The 16,147-nt window shown below is 43.6% G+C and carries 13 protein-coding genes and 1 tRNA gene; 6 read left to right on the forward strand and 8 right to left on the reverse strand.

All coding sequences use genetic code 11. The features are described 5' to 3' along the window. Nucleotides 1–745: 745 nt before the first annotated feature. The 4 genes from BN93_RS13640 to BN93_RS13655 form a co-directional block, all read right to left on the reverse strand. Nucleotides 746–3,343 carry a peptidase associated/transthyretin-like domain-containing protein gene (locus BN93_RS13640; RefSeq protein ID WP_019188875.1) on the reverse strand — a complete coding sequence of 866 codons (2,598 nt, stop codon included), beginning with the start codon at nucleotides 3,341–3,343 and terminating at the stop codon, nucleotides 746–748. Between the two features lie 3 nt (nucleotides 3,344–3,346). Continuing rightward, nucleotides 3,347–4,039, reverse strand: a complete 693-nt coding sequence (locus BN93_RS13645) for a GLPGLI family protein (protein WP_019188876.1) — start codon at nucleotides 4,037–4,039, stop codon at nucleotides 3,347–3,349. 133 nt (nucleotides 4,040–4,172) lie between these two features. Continuing rightward, nucleotides 4,173–4,373, reverse strand: coding sequence for a hypothetical protein (locus BN93_RS17765; RefSeq protein ID WP_070722528.1), 201 nt, complete (start codon nucleotides 4,371–4,373; stop codon nucleotides 4,173–4,175). Between the two features lie 292 nt (nucleotides 4,374–4,665). Next, complete coding sequence (locus tag BN93_RS13655; RefSeq protein WP_019188878.1) at nucleotides 4,666–6,129, reverse strand: hypothetical protein; 1,464 nt, start codon at nucleotides 6,127–6,129, stop codon at nucleotides 4,666–4,668. Nucleotides 6,130–6,427: 298 nt separating this feature from the next. Here BN93_RS13655 and BN93_RS13660 point away from each other — a divergent pair, with 298 nt between their 5' ends. Together BN93_RS13660 and BN93_RS13665 are read left to right on the forward strand one after the other, a co-directional pair. After that, the gene (locus BN93_RS13660; RefSeq protein ID WP_083317671.1) at nucleotides 6,428–6,715 is read left to right on the forward strand and encodes a transposase; all 288 of its coding nucleotides are present in this window, start codon (nucleotides 6,428–6,430) and stop codon (nucleotides 6,713–6,715) included. A gap of 292 nt (nucleotides 6,716–7,007) precedes the next feature. Next, entirely contained in the window at nucleotides 7,008–7,394 is a 387-nt protein-coding gene (locus BN93_RS13665) for a hypothetical protein (protein WP_019188879.1), read from the forward strand. Nucleotides 7,395–7,528: 134 nt separating this feature from the next. On the opposite strand, the gene BN93_RS13670 is transcribed toward BN93_RS13665, so the two are convergent. After that, entirely contained in the window at nucleotides 7,529–8,314 is a 786-nt protein-coding gene (locus tag BN93_RS13670) for an ABC transporter ATP-binding protein (RefSeq protein ID WP_019188880.1), read from the reverse strand. Between the two features lie 154 nt (nucleotides 8,315–8,468). Then, nucleotides 8,469–9,215 (reverse strand): MlaE family ABC transporter permease, encoded by a 747-nt coding sequence (locus BN93_RS13675; RefSeq protein WP_009231926.1) that lies wholly within the window; start codon nucleotides 9,213–9,215, stop codon nucleotides 8,469–8,471. 324 nt (nucleotides 9,216–9,539) lie between these two features. Here BN93_RS13675 and lptB point away from each other — a divergent pair, with 324 nt between their 5' ends. After that, nucleotides 9,540–10,367 (forward strand): LPS export ABC transporter ATP-binding protein, encoded by an 828-nt coding sequence (gene lptB / locus BN93_RS13680; protein ID WP_019188881.1) that lies wholly within the window; start codon nucleotides 9,540–9,542, stop codon nucleotides 10,365–10,367. A 226-nt stretch (nucleotides 10,368–10,593) separates the two neighbouring features. After that, nucleotides 10,594–10,666, forward strand: a tRNA-Met gene (locus tag BN93_RS13685). Between the two features lie 40 nt (nucleotides 10,667–10,706). Here the strand turns inward: BN93_RS13685 and BN93_RS13690 are convergent. Together BN93_RS13690 and BN93_RS18110 are read right to left on the reverse strand one after the other, a co-directional pair. Next, complete coding sequence (locus BN93_RS13690) at nucleotides 10,707–11,009, reverse strand: hypothetical protein (RefSeq protein ID WP_019188882.1); 303 nt, start codon at nucleotides 11,007–11,009, stop codon at nucleotides 10,707–10,709. Between the two features lie 769 nt (nucleotides 11,010–11,778). After that, on the reverse strand, nucleotides 11,779–11,955 hold the full coding sequence (locus BN93_RS18110; RefSeq protein ID WP_019188884.1) for a hypothetical protein: 177 nt from the start codon (nucleotides 11,953–11,955) through the stop codon (nucleotides 11,779–11,781). Between the two features lie 1,384 nt (nucleotides 11,956–13,339). On the opposite strand from BN93_RS18110, the gene BN93_RS13700 reads away from it, so the two are divergent. After that, a complete protein-coding gene (locus BN93_RS13700) occupies nucleotides 13,340–15,616 on the forward strand; it encodes a hypothetical protein (RefSeq protein WP_019188885.1) in 2,277 nt (758 codons plus the stop codon). Nucleotides 15,617–15,627: 11 nt separating this feature from the next. Continuing rightward, nucleotides 15,628–15,831 carry a hypothetical protein gene (locus BN93_RS17060; RefSeq protein ID WP_009231923.1) on the forward strand — a complete coding sequence of 68 codons (204 nt, stop codon included), beginning with the start codon at nucleotides 15,628–15,630 and terminating at the stop codon, nucleotides 15,829–15,831. Nucleotides 15,832–16,147: the final 316 nt, after the last annotated feature.

Here is a 16,147-nt window from a genome sequence, read left to right on the forward strand (position 1 = left end):
GGAAAAAATATTGGCCCCACGGTAATTGCAGAAGTACCTGGCCCTCTCACATTAAGCATAATCGTGTCTGGCGTAACATCATAAGTGTAAGTTATGCCACCTTCTGAACAAGGTTTCAACTTCTTCCATCCATCCGTCTCCGTTATGTAATATGTAGTACGGAATATGCCTGCACACGAAGTAATGCATAGGCAAATGAGAACTGAAAATATAAATCCAAGTAGCAGTTTCATATCTAGAAGTCGTCGAAGTCGTCTTGACTTTTAATGTTTTATAAATTGAGAGGAGTTTATTATCTTTGTGCTGTAAAACCAAGATAAACACTCCTCTCATGTACGAAGTACTGGACAAAGATACAATAAAATCTGAGATCTTGCCATATTTGTATGTGGCAAAACGTGGGTATGTCTCAAAAAGTGACCTGGTGGAAGTCATTCAATGCCTTCTCTATAAGCTGAAGATAGGTTGCTAAAGGCACATGATACCTGTTTCGTCCATCTACGGAGGGATAGTCCTACACGGCAAAACCGTGTATGCGCATTTGTACTTAATCGATTTGATACGATGCTGTCTTGCTGGAAGGCATGAACTATATCGCATTCATAGTATTCTTTTCAAGAGAATAAGAAAGAGAGAAAAGTAAAGATGACTTCGTTAACTTGTCATCTCGTCAACTATTAAAGGTGAGAAGGCCGACAAAGAGAGCAACCGAGTTCGCCCTAAACGGCCATACGCCCCAGACCCGCTATAAAAAGAACTTTATGCCGGCTATAACATATCCTGGCAATCTGTTTTCGGTGACAACTTCGTTATAATCGTTTCTGGATGCTATTCGCAGCCGGCGGTAGTCTCGGGTGTGAAGCATATTGTTCCCCTCAATAGACAAAGCCCAGCGTTTGAACGTGAACATTGCTGTCAACCCCATGTCGAAGTTGCGAAATTCGTTCTGCCCCGAATGGTCAAGCGTGTATGATAGTGGCAAACTCAGTTCGAAGCGTTCCTTTCTGATAGCCATTGGCTTTACGTACAACACATGTTCGGCATAGTTTATATGATTGTTGCTAATGCCAATCTTGCTTTGTTGCAAGTTAAGTTTATAGCCCACCTCTATGTTAAGCAACGACTTAAATTTGGTAGCCAAAGCGAAAGTGCCATCAAATGTGGAAGAACGATTGTTGCTAAACATGTGTTGATAACTGTTTTGGTACAGAGAGTTGGACATTGTAGATTTGAAGGTCAGAACCAATGGTATGCGAAATCCCTTTTTGATGTTGAAATAGGCATATTGCGTGCAGCGGTCACGGTCTGCCTTTAATAATCTTGCCCTAACTCCGCGCCCGTCATTGTGATAGTCAAAGATGTAGGGTTCGTCTGTAAATGAGCATCCAAGGCTCGCGACGAACGTAAAGTCGTTAAGGATGTCGAAATAGTTCACGCCCAATTGCAACTTGTCTTTTCTGTGAAGGATGTTGTGTTGCTCCTCGAAAGCGGTGTATTGCCGATAGTCATCAATCATCAAGCCACGCATGAACACGGCATTGTCCGCTTCATAGCCACTGCTGTAAGTGAGCGAAATGGAGTTGGTGGAACTAAATGCCAGTTCGATGTTGGCAACAGGCAACAATAACAGCCTGTTGTTTTCAAAGCGATTGTTAACGCTTGCCAACGTCAGCCCGCCATTCAGTCGCAACAGTCCGCTCTTCTTTGAGAAAGAGATGTTGTAATTGTACACATTGGTCGTTAGGAATTGTTTGGCAACATCAAATGTGTCAACGGATGCCGATGCCGATGCTATGTTACGGATGAGGTTCCACCCGCCCGCCATGTTCATCTGCCATGCCCGAGATAGCCTATGCACCCATGATGAGGACAAAAAGGCATTTATTAAAGTCTGCTTCTGTTTTTGGGCAACATCGTAAACCGTTAAATCGTACAGCGTGTTGGCCGACTCTACATTCAGTTGCCGGCGGCTATTGCGATAGTCAAATTCCCCACTGACGGACAATAGGTCTTTGTTGTTCCAGTTCTTTACAACAGACATCCGTTGACTGAAATTCCACTCATGCACCTTGCTCTCACAGTTGTAATTGCTTATGTGCCTATTGCTTGTCTGCGGCATGGCCGTTATTGTGGTGCGGCTGTCAAAGGCAGCATTGCCTGGCAGCATGCATTTAAGGTTCAAGCCCAGATGATGGAAACCTCGCCTTGCTGCTGATGTTTCGGAAAACGTTTCTGTTCGGCCTGTTTCCATGTAGGTTCTCCGGTTGTCGTACTTACCATAGCTTTGGTCGAAATTAAATAGGTAATAGGCGTTTACTTTCAGTCGCTCGCTCGGGTTCCAGGCAATGTTTGAAGAGAGAAGCGCATTACGCCTTTTATATGAATTGATATCGTTCGTCAGAAACGATGGAAGGCCAGCACCAGTGTCTATCACTCGGTTTTGTCCGCCAAACGAGCGGGCATAATCATTAACGCTCCCCAAAAGTTTAATATAGTCAATGAGCGTCATAAACGCTTCACCCGTGTTGAAGTATTTTACATTGAAGCCCATCATGGCTTTGCTCCCAAACGAATATGCGTTAACTGTGGCCCGATAGTTTCTCGGCCATCCTCCTTGTAATTCGGCATTACCCGTGATGCGCCCTCGGTGAAGTGAGTCTATCTTAACATTCAGGGCATTTGCCTTGTGGGTGTTAAATCCGCTAAGAAGGGAGAACTCGCTGTAATTCTTCTGTAACTGGATTCCATCCACAATTTTGGCCGGCAGGTTATTGGTAATTTGCTCGTTCTTATCGCCAAAAAAGTCCTGCCCATCTATTAGAATTTTCTTAACCGCTTCCCCATTAACCGTTACTTGCCCTTTCTCATCAACGTCCATTCCAGGCAACTTGGCCAGAATATCCTTAAGCACTTTCTCGTTTCCAGTGGTGTATTTCCCGATGTTATAGTCGATGGTGTCTCCACTCACCTTGATTCCAGGAGCACGCCCCGTAACGACTATCGTTTCGAGCATTTTGCTGTTAGGCTCCAACTTAACTAAAACACCATTTGTTTCTTCGCGCGTGGTTCGCGCGGTCTTGCTCTTGAAACCAATACCCGATACCTTTATGAGCAGCTCTGTTGATGAAGAAGTTGCTTCCACTAAGAAAGAGCCATCATCAGATGTAATGGCATAACCCAAAAGCGCACTATCTGGGAGAGCATAGACCATCACATTAGCAAATGGCACGGGCGAGCCATCTGCCGAACTTACGACGGTCCCCCTTAGCTTGACATCGTTAGCCAAGCACCGTAAGGCAGCAAGCAGCATCAACAATATGGAAACCAGGCCTTTCTTCTTCATCGCTTATCTGGCAAATGCTCGTTTTCTCAGTTGTTCAAACTGGTCCTTCGTAACTTCTTTCGCACGCTTTGGCTTGGCCACAGGCTGTGAAGACTTGGTGTTAATCGCTGTACACGTATAGATTGCGTGCTTGTCTTCCAAGTCGAGGATAAGCCCAGGGAGTCCATAGTACAAGCCAGGGCCGTCTTGCACAGGGATTGACGGACAAAACCATGCTGTTATAGAGTCGCCGATGGTTGCTTTGTAAGCTTCAAGCCCCATTATCTTTTTCGACTTTGAACTCACTTTCCATTGATAGTGTGGCAAAAGATGTATTATGGAATAGGTCCGTCCAAGCAAGTCTTTCAATTCCGTCGCCCTCATGTCAACAAGGCTCTTGTAAACAGACACTTTCTCCTCGCTGTAAGAAGGGTTTACGATGATAATCCTCGGCCCTTCATTTTGAGACAGCTCACCCTCGGAAACGATTTGTTCAAAAGACGACATTCTTCCCTTTACAATCAGGCGGAAAGAATCTCGCTTCTCTGCTTGCAAATCATTCAAAAGCCCTTGATAGCTTCGGTTCTCTTTGGCTTGTTTAATCTTGTTGACAACTTGTTTTCTGGATTTTAAATATACAAAGTACTTAACCTCTATGCTCTGCGCAAAGGTGAGCATAGAAAGAAACATTAAGAATGGCAATAATAATAGTCTCATACTCGGTTAAATTGTTACAGTTCATACATGATATGAAAACTATCCTCAAGATATGTTGTTCTTGAAGATAAAGAAATTGCCCTCTCCACAAACTGAAATGGCTTTTGAAGAGGGCAATAACTTTAAAAAGTCCCTACTGAACCTTTATGACAATAATGTCAATAATGACTCCTTTGTCATCGACAACAAGGATAATGACATCGGGCTTGTCACTTTTGTTTTGAGCGTTGCTGACATTAGGGCTGTTAAGTTCTGGTGTAACTGCAGGAACTTCAGCAAACGAAGCAGTAGCAAACCCGAAAACGAGACAACAAGTTGCAATTAACTTCTTCATTTTACTTAAATTTTATGTTAATAATTAAACCGTTAAGGCTTTGCGGTGTTTACCCCTTTATAACACTGTGGTCTGCTTATCTTTTTTGACTTTAATTGAGGCTAAGAGATGAATGCCATTTATGTATCTCAAAGTGAAAATTAACTTCGATTGCAAAATTAGAATATTAAAAACAAACATGCAAACAAGTTAGGTCTATTTTTGTATTTTAGGACGTTTAAATAAGTTCCTCTCTAGCAGTCACTTATTAAATGGAGAGGAAAAGAACAGGTCTATTCCATCGAGACTTTAACTAAAAAACTTCAATAAACTCCCGTAAAGAGACCTTGCCACCGTTAATTCCCACTTTAATTTTACTAATAAAAAGTTTTTGTTTAATTGATTTTTCGCTGATTCCATATATCAATGCCAATGCTTTTGTTGACATCTTAAGGCGGATAAGCATCAAAAGATGTAGGTCTTCAATACCTAAACTTGGAAAGCGATTCAGTAACCTAGTAATGAAGTTATTGTCAACAGCATCCATAAATAGTCTTATTTCTTCCCAATCCTCATCCTTAAGTCGAACGTTGTCAGATTTATTGCTCCTCAATCTCTGAATTTTTTCGGCAGTATCTATCCTACTTAAAATAAAATTGCGCATGTTTGAAAGTTGCAGCTCTTTTTGAAACAGTTTCTCGTTGAGCAATCTTCTCTCTTGACTTTGTTTCCCTAACTTCACCTTAATTTTTACGCAGATACTATGCAGTTTGAAACAATGTAAGGCTAAAATTATGGACGCAGCAAAGAAAATGAGTATCAAAACAATCAGCAATGTTAAAACAATCGTACCTCTTTTTACAACCTTACTCTCGTATTTTGTATCCAAAAATAAATTACAATATAGTTGTTCGCTTTTACATCCAAGAGGATAGGAGAAGAAACTTGCGGAATCAAAAGACTTCGCATAGCTAAGCCCCTTTGCATCATTACAATGTGGTATGTTGGTTGTATAATACTTATACTCGCGGTTCTCTGTGTGGGCATTGCTCAACAGTTTGTTACAAGATGTCGGGAAAGCGGCTTTAAGACAAACAGCTGTAAGGTTTAATGTCCAGAATATATGCTTGTACAAACAAAATTTATTCGACAGCCTGGGATAATGTAAAGACCGGATATAGACTTTACACTGCTTAGTAAAAGTAATCACATCCTTAATAACAATAGGAAATAAAGAAAAACTATTGTTATGGACAACGCTTAGGAATTCTTTATGTCCCTTAGCAAACTTAGTCACTTCCACAAACCATTGTTGACAGGCTTGCATAATAAAAATGGAGAGTATCCTCAAGGCGAGATTTTTAGTAAATTTGTCTGTCAGTCCATCTGCCACATCGGAAAAATTTTGCAAATTGACTACTGCAGATTCGGTATCAACATTTAACAAACAATGTTTTTCCAGACAGTATTTATTCAGAGCATAAAGGGTTGCGTCTGTTCCTGCATTATAATATGTGCAAACCGCCTTTGTCAAGAATTTATCACCAGAATCAAGTTCTTTCATACCTAGAACGATTGATTGAATGAAAGGGCATTCCGCACTATAATTCTTATTTATGTCCTCGCGATGTATATGACTGGGGAAATCTAAGGATTTGGCAAGATTGGCCAGTATCAATTTATTCGCTAATTCAACCTCATTATTATGATTTTCACCGCAACCTGCAATGAGTAACATAAAATGCAATATAATAGAAACATAAAGTTTACAATTCATGTGGCATGTTTTTTGCAAAAATAATCAATTCTTCTCAAATACCAAAACTTCAACATCATATCTAACATTCTTCTGGCATATGGAGTAATGAAGTGTATTTAATCGTATTTATTGCATACTGTATTAATCCAAAACAAGGCTTTGGTGAACTGAAAGCAGATGGGATTTTATATAGTGAATCAGCATGTGTAAGAATTTACTACTCATGTCACTAAAGCTATCGTGACTTTTCACTCTTTCTTATTGAAGTCGTCTTGACTTTTAATCTCTAAATTGAGAGAAGTTTATTGTCTTTGTGATGTTAAACCAAGATAAACACTCCTCTCATGTACGAAGTACTGGACAAAGATACAATAAAATTCGAAATTTTACCCCCTCTTATCTGTGGCAAAACGTGGTTTCGTTACGAAAAGTACACCTCGTAGAGGTCATTCAGGGCATTCTCTATAAGCTGAAGACTGGCTGCCAAAGGCACATGATACCTGTTTCATTTATCTTCATCGGGACAGCACAGCCTTACAAAACCGTGTATGAGCATTTCCGCAAGTGGTCAAAGAACGGTGAATGGGAGAAGGTGTGGGCATAGTTTTGGAGCGTAACAGGTGTTGCTTGGATATGTCCAGCGAGGATTTGGACGGCAGTCACACCACGGCCCTTCGTGTTGGGGAATGCTCTGGCTATCAAAGCAACATTGAATGTTGCATATCAAGGCTGTCCGTAAACTCTGAGTTTAGAACTTTGTACTTGTGTTGTAAAGCGAACAACCGTTTGTTGCTCTCCTAAAACATTGTTAGATAATGGAAAATAGCGTTGAAAGGGCGTTGTTCTAAATAGATAATTCGTATCTTTGTGCTATAAATTAACAGGATAGCGAACAGATGAAGAAACTATTTTACTTTTTCGTGGCATTGCTTGTTGTGGGCTGTTCGATGGGGCCAGACCCTGGCGAGGTTGCTGCACAAGCGGCCAAGGAATATTACATGCAGCTATTGGCAGGCAAATACGAACATTATGTGGATGGGTTTTATCGGCCAGACAGCATTCCGCCAAGCTATCGCCGACAGTTGATAGACAACGCTAAGATGTTTGTGGGACAACAAAAAGCCGAACGGCGCGGTATTCTTGACGTGCGTGTGGTAAATGGCGTGGCCGATACGGCCAAGCGTTCGGCCAATGTGTTCCTGCTTTTTGCCTATGGCGACAGCACTAGCGAAGAGGTTGTTGTGCCTATGGTGCTACATCGGGGCGTGTGGTATATGCGCTAATGTTGCCCCGATTGGTTTTGGCGCATTGCCGAGAGTTGGGCGTGAGTAATAGATAAAACGCATGCTGTGTTGAGGCATGTGGCATGCTGCTAGATTTGCGCAAGCAACCCACTTGGTGCACAGAATGAAATGAATTATTTGCTAGCGGTGATGTTTGCCTCTTCGCGTTCTTCCACCTCTTTCACCTTTCTGAACAGGTCGGAGGCAAACACTAGGTCGTTTAGCTTTTGGTTTTTACTGCTCATCACATCGTCTTTCGTTCCCTGCCATTCTTTCTTACCTTTATAGATAAAGCAGATGTTTTCGCCAATGCCCATCACAGAGTTCATGTCGTGGGTGTTGATGATGGTGGTCATGCCAAACTCTTTGGTGATGCTCGACAGCAATTCGTCTATCACGAGCGAAGTTTTGGGATCGAGTCCAGAGTTCGGCTCGTCGCAAAACAAGTATTTGGGGTTTAGCACAATGGCCCTTGCAATGGCCACGCGCTTTTGCATTCCGCCCGATATTTCGCCAGGAAACTTGTCTTGTGCGTCGGTAAGGTTAACGCGGGCAAGACACTCTTGCGCGCGTTTTGTTCGTTCGCGCAGGTTCATCGTGGAGAACATGTCGAGTGGAAACATCACGTTTTCGAGCACCGAAAGCGAGTCGAACAAGGCCGCACTTTGGAAAATCATGCCCATTTCGCGGCGCATGTGCACCTTTTCGCGTTTCGACATCGTAACGAAGTTGCGCCCATCGTATAGAATCTCGCCCGAAGTGGGTTCGAGCAAGCCAACGATGTTCTTCATCAAGACGGTCTTTCCCGAACCGCTTTGTCCGATGATAAGGTTGGTTTTGCCTGTCTCGAATACGCAATCTATACCTTTGAGAACGGTCTTGTCCTCGAAAGATTTGGTCAGTTTCTTTACTTCAATCATTGTTTTTGCTTTTTAAGGGTTGGCCTTCGGGTTTGTTTTTCGCCGTTTCGTGGCCATCCGTTGCCCATTGGGGCGGGCTTTTCCCTCTCGTTTTACGAGACCTAAAAACGTTTCCATCTTATTGTGGATTACAGGTTGTGTAGCATGGCTAAGTTTAGCTGAGCATTTGTGTAAGGAACACATCCGAGAACAGAATGAGCACCGAACTGCTTACAACGGCATCTGTGCTGGCCTTTCCTACCTCTACCGAACCGCCTTCAACCGTGTAGCCGAAGTACGACGACACACTGGCGATGATGTAGGCGAAGAACAAACTCTTGACGATACTCATCCACATGAACCAGGGTTTGAACGCATGTTGTATGCCAAGGGTGAGGTCGTCGGGGGTGAGGATGTGCCCAATGTAGGCCGTGGCGTAGGCTCCGAGGATGCCCATGGCCGAACTGAATATCACAAGAAACGGCATGATGGTTACCAATCCTAGTATCTTGGGCAATATCAGGTACGAGGCCGAGTTAACGCCCATGATGTCGAGTGCGTCTATCTGTTGGGTAACGCGCATCGTTCCAAGTTCGGAGGCGATGTTCGAACCCACCTTTCCGGCCAAGATAAGGCACATGATGCTTGATGAAAATTCGAGCAACATAATCTCGCGCGTGGTATAACCCGACACCCAACGGGGCATCCAGGGGCTTTGGATGTTCAGTTTCATCTGTATGCAGATAACTGCTCCGATGAAGAAAGAGATGAGCAGCACAATGCCCACCGAGTCGACGCCAAGCTGTGACATCTCCTTAACGTAGCGCTTAAAGAACATCCGCATGCGTTCGGGGCGCGAAAAAGAGCGGCCCATCAATATGAGGTATTGCCCAAGTGTGTTGAGATAGTTGAGTATCAACATTTTTATCCTATATATAATATTGTGTAAGCCTTTCGATTACTCTCCGTTTGTCGGCAGGCAAGGTTTAAGCTCTTTTGTCGTTTGGCATGTTGTCGGCTGCAAAAGCTTGTTTTCTCGTTGCCCAGTGCCGCCTAACTTATGCAAAGTTAGTGCCAGTGAGCGCAATGAAAATTTGTTTTTCTGATTGCCGAACGCCGCCTAACTTATGCAAAAGTACGCAAATTATGATAGAAACAGCCATCTTGCGCGCGCTTTTTATTTCTTGTTTCCACTTTTATGCCTACCTTTGCACCAAGGTTTTAATTTCAGAATATAAGGAAAGATATGTCTATGAATGATTTTCAATTCAACAACCAGAACCACGAAGATACCCACATGGAACTGCGTGCCGAAGGACTTGTGAAACGTTATGGCAAGCGAACGGTGGTGAACGATGTTTCTATCAACGTTCGCCAGGGGGAGATTGTGGGACTGCTTGGGCCTAACGGGGCAGGTAAAACAACCTCGTTCTATATGACTACGGGCTTGGTGATACCCAACGACGGGCATATCTTTATCGACAACACCGAGATTACCGACTTCCCCGTGTACAAACGTGCGCGTGCCGGCATTGGCTATCTGCCGCAAGAGGCCAGTGTGTTTAGAAAATTAAGCGTGGAAGACAATATCATGGCCGTGTTGGAGCTGACGGGAAAGCCGCGCCAATATCAGCTAGATAAGCTTGAAAGCCTTATTCGCGAGTTTCGTTTGGGGAAGGTGAGAAAGAACAAGGGCGACCAATTGTCGGGTGGAGAACGTCGGCGTACGGAGATTGCACGGTGTTTGGCCATCGACCCGAAGTTTATTATGCTCGATGAACCCTTCGCTGGCGTTGACCCCATTGCCGTTGAAGATATTCAGCACATCGTTTGGCAGTTGAAGTATCGCAACATCGGCATCCTTATAACCGACCATAATGTGCAAGAAACGCTTACCATTACAGACAGGGCTTACCTGTTGTTCGAGGGTAGGATACTATTCCAAGGCGCGCCCGAAGAGCTGGCTGAGAATAAAATCGTACGCGAGAAGTATCTGAGCAATAGCTTTGTGTTGCGTAAAAAGGATTTTCAAACGCTGGACGAGGAACGTCGCGCACGCGAGGGCGGACATTGAAGTGTGGGGCGTGGCGCGTTGTTGGTGGAGTGGAAGTTGGGCTTTGTCTCAACGCTCACTATTCTTACTTTTGCGAGCGTTTATGGTCGTTGCTTAGCAAGGAAAGATGCTATTCTGTTAACAGTTCTATTCTTTTTCGCTAAAAAGTTCGCAGAAAGTTTGTGTGTTTCCAGATAAATGTGTACCTTTGCACTCGCAAATCAGAAATGAGGCGCAAAATAAACATCGCGGAGTGGAGCAGTTGGTAGCTCGCCAGGCTCATAACCTGGAGGTCACATGTTCGAGTCGTGTCTCCGCAACTATATTAAAGAGGTGTAAGGAAATTCCTTACACCTCTTTTTATTTTGTTGTTGTGCAGCTGTTGTTGGTAAGTCGTTCCGTTTGGGCGGATGTTTGTTTAACCCAATTGGTTATTAAGAAACTTGTTTCTTTTTGCAGGAAAAGCACGGTATGCTTGCAAATGGTTAGTTCTCCATTAGTGTCCCTGTCGATTACGGAAGTCGTTTCGTTACACTTTATTTCCAAAAGCTCTAACAATCGATTTGGGTTCGTCTGCTTGATGATTCCTTTTAGGCTCTGTGGAAACTTGACGGAGGTTGGCTCGTTGGGCAGCTTGCTCGCCAGTATCTTTTTCGTAAACATGCGAAGTTTTTGTCTTGTCGGCTCGTCAACTTGGAGTGTTAGGGTTTCAGAGATTCATGAGTGCATAGCTTGGCTAACTCAAGACCTCATAACCTAAAAAGCTCACAGTTTCATCAACTCAAAAACTTAAATTGATATTTTTATTTTACAATATCGCTCTAATTTTCGCTCCGTTCTAGCGAAAATTCAGGCTGAAAAGTTAGTAAAAAACCGCTTTTTATACCCTTTCGCACCTTTGGCATTGTCAATTTTTACGCCCAGAACTTGCGTTTTGCACCATTTTGCCTTTCTAGTTTGGTGGCCACCTCGTATTTTTTCAAGCCCATTTTCCTGCTTTTAGCCCATAAAACCCCACTTTTTAACGACTATTTTGCCCTTTTCAGACATGTTTTTCATGGCTCTAAAAGGTTTTGTTTATACCATTACGGCGTATATTTATGCCTTTTGCCTCGCATTTAGCAGCATCTTACCCTGCGTTTTGCACCATTTTACCTTGCGTTTAGCACCATTTTACCTTGCGTTTAGCACCAAAATACACTGCATTTTGCACCAAAACGCACTGCGTTTTGCGGCATATTGCACTGCGTTTAGCAGCATATTGCACTATATTTTGCCGCAAATAGCCCCAAAAGGGGCGCTAATGGCGGCCTTTTGGAATTAATATTCATTTTGCCGCATTCACTGGCTAACCCCCTTTTGCATCAAAACAAACCTTCGCGAGAATCGATTTTTTACGACAGGGTGAGCGGTTGGTGGACAAAAGGGGCACTCATAATGTTAAAATTTTTGCTGAAAACCGGACAAAAGACAATTGTGCCGTATAAGCACGCATGGCAACGGCGACGGAAAGCACGTACACTTGCGACCGCCAGCGCGAGCGGTTGCGGGGCATGCTAATCACGGCCAACGAAGACAGCATCATGAAAATGCGGAAGTAATCTGCCATTGAGATCCGGTTTTCAAATGGTAGAGAAGGCATTGAATATCTTCCGCCAGTTCACCTTTTGCGGCATAAGCCCGTTTTGCCACAGACAAATGGGGCAAAAATCCATTTTTTGTCGTGTCTCTGTACAGTACGTCGTACATGGAGAGGAGTATTTGTATCGGTTTTGCATCACAATGATAATACACTCATCTCAATTTATAGAAATCACGAGTGTCCACTGCCATACATTAGAGCCTGTGCAGTTTTGTTTGATTGTTGGGCTTATTGTCTGTCTTATTTTTGAAGGCGTAACGGACAACGTTAAAAGAATAAGACGGGCAATAAGCCCGTCAAACAAACTAAAGATGTGCAGGAGGAGATGGAACAACCTATAATAATTGACAGGTGTTCTAACGGCCGATTGGGGTTTAACGTTGTGAGGTTCCTCGTCGTTCGCCAATCTATCACCTTGTCGCAAAAAGAAGATCAATACTCGCTGAGGGTGTTTTGAAACATGGTGGGAGTAGGCTGTAAACAGGGGGTAGAGCGGTTTGATGTTGCCTGTAAGCGCGACTTGTGCAGAATGGCGTGTTATTTGCAGCAAAACATCTTGCAATATGATGCAGAATGCCCGTTTGTCGGTTGTAAAAAGCACTGCAATTAGCAGCAAATCGCAGTGTTAAGCCTAGCAAAAAGCAGGGCTAGCAAATTGTGCCCTGTGTGGGTGTTAATGCCTTTTCGCTAGATGGTAAACTTGTGTAGGATAAGGGTAAAAAGAATTTTAAGAAGTGTGCATTTTGATGGAAAAGCGGATTTCGGGAGATTGAAAAGTCGGCGTTTCGCAGCAAACAGGAAAGGTAAGGGGGCAAGATGCAGGTGGCGTTCTCAGATGTTGACGAATATCGAAGCGTGTAAGATAGAAAACAATGGTTAATTAGCAACTCGACTTCCTTCTTTTTTTACGAGGTTGTGGTGCCGAACAAAGACGAGAGTGTGAAATATAAGTACTTGATTGTGGGTTAACGCCAATGTCTTTGCTGGCATAATGAATGGACTGTTTGGCGACGTGAAGGATAAATAAATACGAAAAAATTTGGCGCAATCTGTTTTTTTTGATATATTTGCACCCAGATAAAGAACTAATGAAAGAAACGGAACAAGCGTACTACATTGGAAAACAACAGTATTGCTGATAAATAAGGATGAATAACGCCTTGCTAAAGCTCCGCTTACCTAGCATGAAGTTAAAACCTAGCTCCTGTGCATGGTAATAAACATCCGAGTAAATATAGCCACGGCAGCTATTGTGAACCGTTTCGCTCCATGAAAAGTGCCAGATAACGAGAAACTTACGTCGTTTCTGTATAGCACCATCAAAAACATAACAAGAGAATTTAAGTAGTTAATGATTATGAAACGAATCCTGTTTTTCGCTTTGTTGGCCGTGTATGCCTGCATCCCGCTTGCTGTGAATGCGCAAGGGCAAGACCCCACTACGCACAAATGGCTTGGTAATCCCGTCGAATCGGTTATTAATAACCCAGACGAGAATAAAAGAATTGTGTACCTTTATAACGTTGGTACAGGCAAATACCTCAATGCCGGTAGCTATTGGGGCACGTCGCTTGTGGGTTTCAGCACGGGTATGACCATAACAGTCAAGCATTCTACCCCTGCCAATCACTATCGAATGGTTGGTCCCTTGAAGACAACTGAGGGACAGAACATTGCCTTTGGCCGAAGAAGAGACACGCCGGGGTTTGACGATGCGGCTAACTACAACAGGGCGTATGTGGATAGAGGGGTGACATACAATACGGATGTAACGCCAAACCCCTATGCCGTACAAAAAAAATACATCAATGGCGTGCTAGATTGGAAATTTGAAGAGGTTAAGCCTGGTAGCAAAACTTATTGGATTAGTGTGTATAACGATGAGACGACCCAAGGAATGGGCGGCAAACGCTATTTGCAAATGACGAAGGTGTTGAAGGATAAGGTTTATCCCATTAGCTATCCGGGCAATGTTAACCCTAACGACGAAACCTGTCAATGGAGGATAGTTACGCGAGCCGACCTTAAAGACGTGTTTAAAGATGTGTATGCGTCTGACGAATCGCCTGCTAATGCCACCATTCTGATAGACGACCACAACTTTGCGCGTGGTGATAGAGATGTGGAAAAATGGGTTACAGCAGGTGGATTGACTTGGGGCTGGGCTGACCATAACGCTTATTTGCTGGAACCTGCGAATGACGCATATACATATTATGTGGGCAATGGCGCCACGAGCAGCAACTCGTACATGGCCGATAATGCTAGCTATGGCACAGCCAACGTGAGGAATCTGGGGAATACGGCTCATGCCAACGGGAAAGTTTCGCAGAAAGTGAAGGCTATTAAGAAGGGGTGGTATCGCATTTCGTGTAATGGTTTCTATGCTCCTGCCACAGGCAGTAACCTCACGGCGGAGCTTTTTGTGAGTGTAGTGGGTATTACTGATGCAAATTCGAATGTAAAAACAACCTTAAACAAGTTTGGGGGTGACTTTGAGTATACGCTTCAAGAATTTCGAAAGGTATATACCAATGCGGACAGAGCTGCCGATAAAGTGAGCCCTTACGTAAAGGCGGCTAAGGTTTTTGAACACGGCATGTATAACAACACGGTGTTCGTGTATGTTCCGCACGACACCGATGTAATGGAAATTGGCGTAAGGGTGGCTAATTCCACTAAGCCGCTCGACTGGACTTGCTGGGATGACTTCTCATTGGCTTATTGCGGAACGCTTGACTTGATACTTGATGAAACACAAAACAACTCAACTTATATCTTGGAACAAGTGAAACCTAATAGGGCGGCCATAATGGTGCTGAAACGAACGTTGCAGAAGAACGAGTGGAACTCTATTGTGTTGCCAGTGTCGCTTACTGTGGGACAACTGAAAGCGGCATTTGGTGAAGATGTGAAGTTATCGGCCTATCCCAAACAATCCACAGATTATGAAAGACGTATCGACTTTACAAAGGTTGATTTAGACCAAGAGGACGACCATGTTGCTCTTGATGCCTATAAGCTGTACTTGATAAAGCCTACCAAAGACCCAACGGTGATGACCTCGTTAAAACCCTACAGTAAGTTGAAGAATAATAAACCGTGGCTCTCGGTTAATGCTCCTTACTACGTCATTAACAATGTCACACTCGATAAGAAACCGGAAGACCAGCCAGGTTATTCTGGGGGAATATTGCGAAATGCAGCCTCTTGGAGTACTACGGCAGACGGGAAACTGCAGTTCTGTGGTTCGCTATATCGTCATGCTAGTGCGGTTGTGCCAGCCTTTTCGTATGCGTTGGGCAAAAGCTCTGCATCGAAACATAGGTGGCTGTGGCACTATACGCAAAGCCCAATGCCAGTCAAGGGATTCCGTTGCTGGATTGCTACGGGTTCTGCCACTCAATCTAAAGCTCTGAAATTCTTCGTTGACAATGAGGAAATAGGCAACACGTTCAACACTACAGGTATAGCAACAACGGCTAGTGAGGGAAATGGCGACCTATTCGCTGTTCCGTGCAACATCTATGCCATAGACGGGAAACTGGTACGTCCGAATGCAACGTCTACCGAGGGCTTGCCAAAGGGCGTTTATATTGTCAACCATAAGAAACTCATCTTAAAATAGAGTTGGAACGAATGAAAACACATGATTATTTAAAACCCGATTGTGCTGCGATACACTTCGGCTTAGATGAGTTGCTCATTGCTCCTGGAGCTTCAAGGTTTGATAACGATGGCGATGGAAATGCTGATCAACATGGGGAAATACCCCACAACCCTGATGAAATTGGAGCTAAACCTAACTATGGATGGGATTGGTGTGAAGAGGACGAAGGATGAAGTGTTGGAGCTTTATGTGTAAATGGCCATTTGGTAGGCTGGAAACTCTCGGTTTTTTCCTACCAAATGTCCATTAGTTGAGCTTTATAACGAGCAGGATACTTTAACGAGGGTAAGGAGTAACTATATTGAATTAGACTGTGCCCTGGGTAAATGATACTGTTGCTTTATGTCGATAGACAGCCTGATTGCAGCGATGCTCATAAGGTTCCCCGCTCTCTATATATATATAAGGTGTACATTCCTGTTATGTTATCAATGTGTAAAGAAACTCAAAAATTTGCATTGTGGTTCGATATTTTTCTTAAAAAGGCTT

Source organism: Prevotella conceptionensis 9403948 (assembly GCF_000312305.1).
GTDB classification, from domain to species: domain Bacteria; phylum Bacteroidota; class Bacteroidia; order Bacteroidales; family Bacteroidaceae; genus Prevotella; species Prevotella conceptionensis.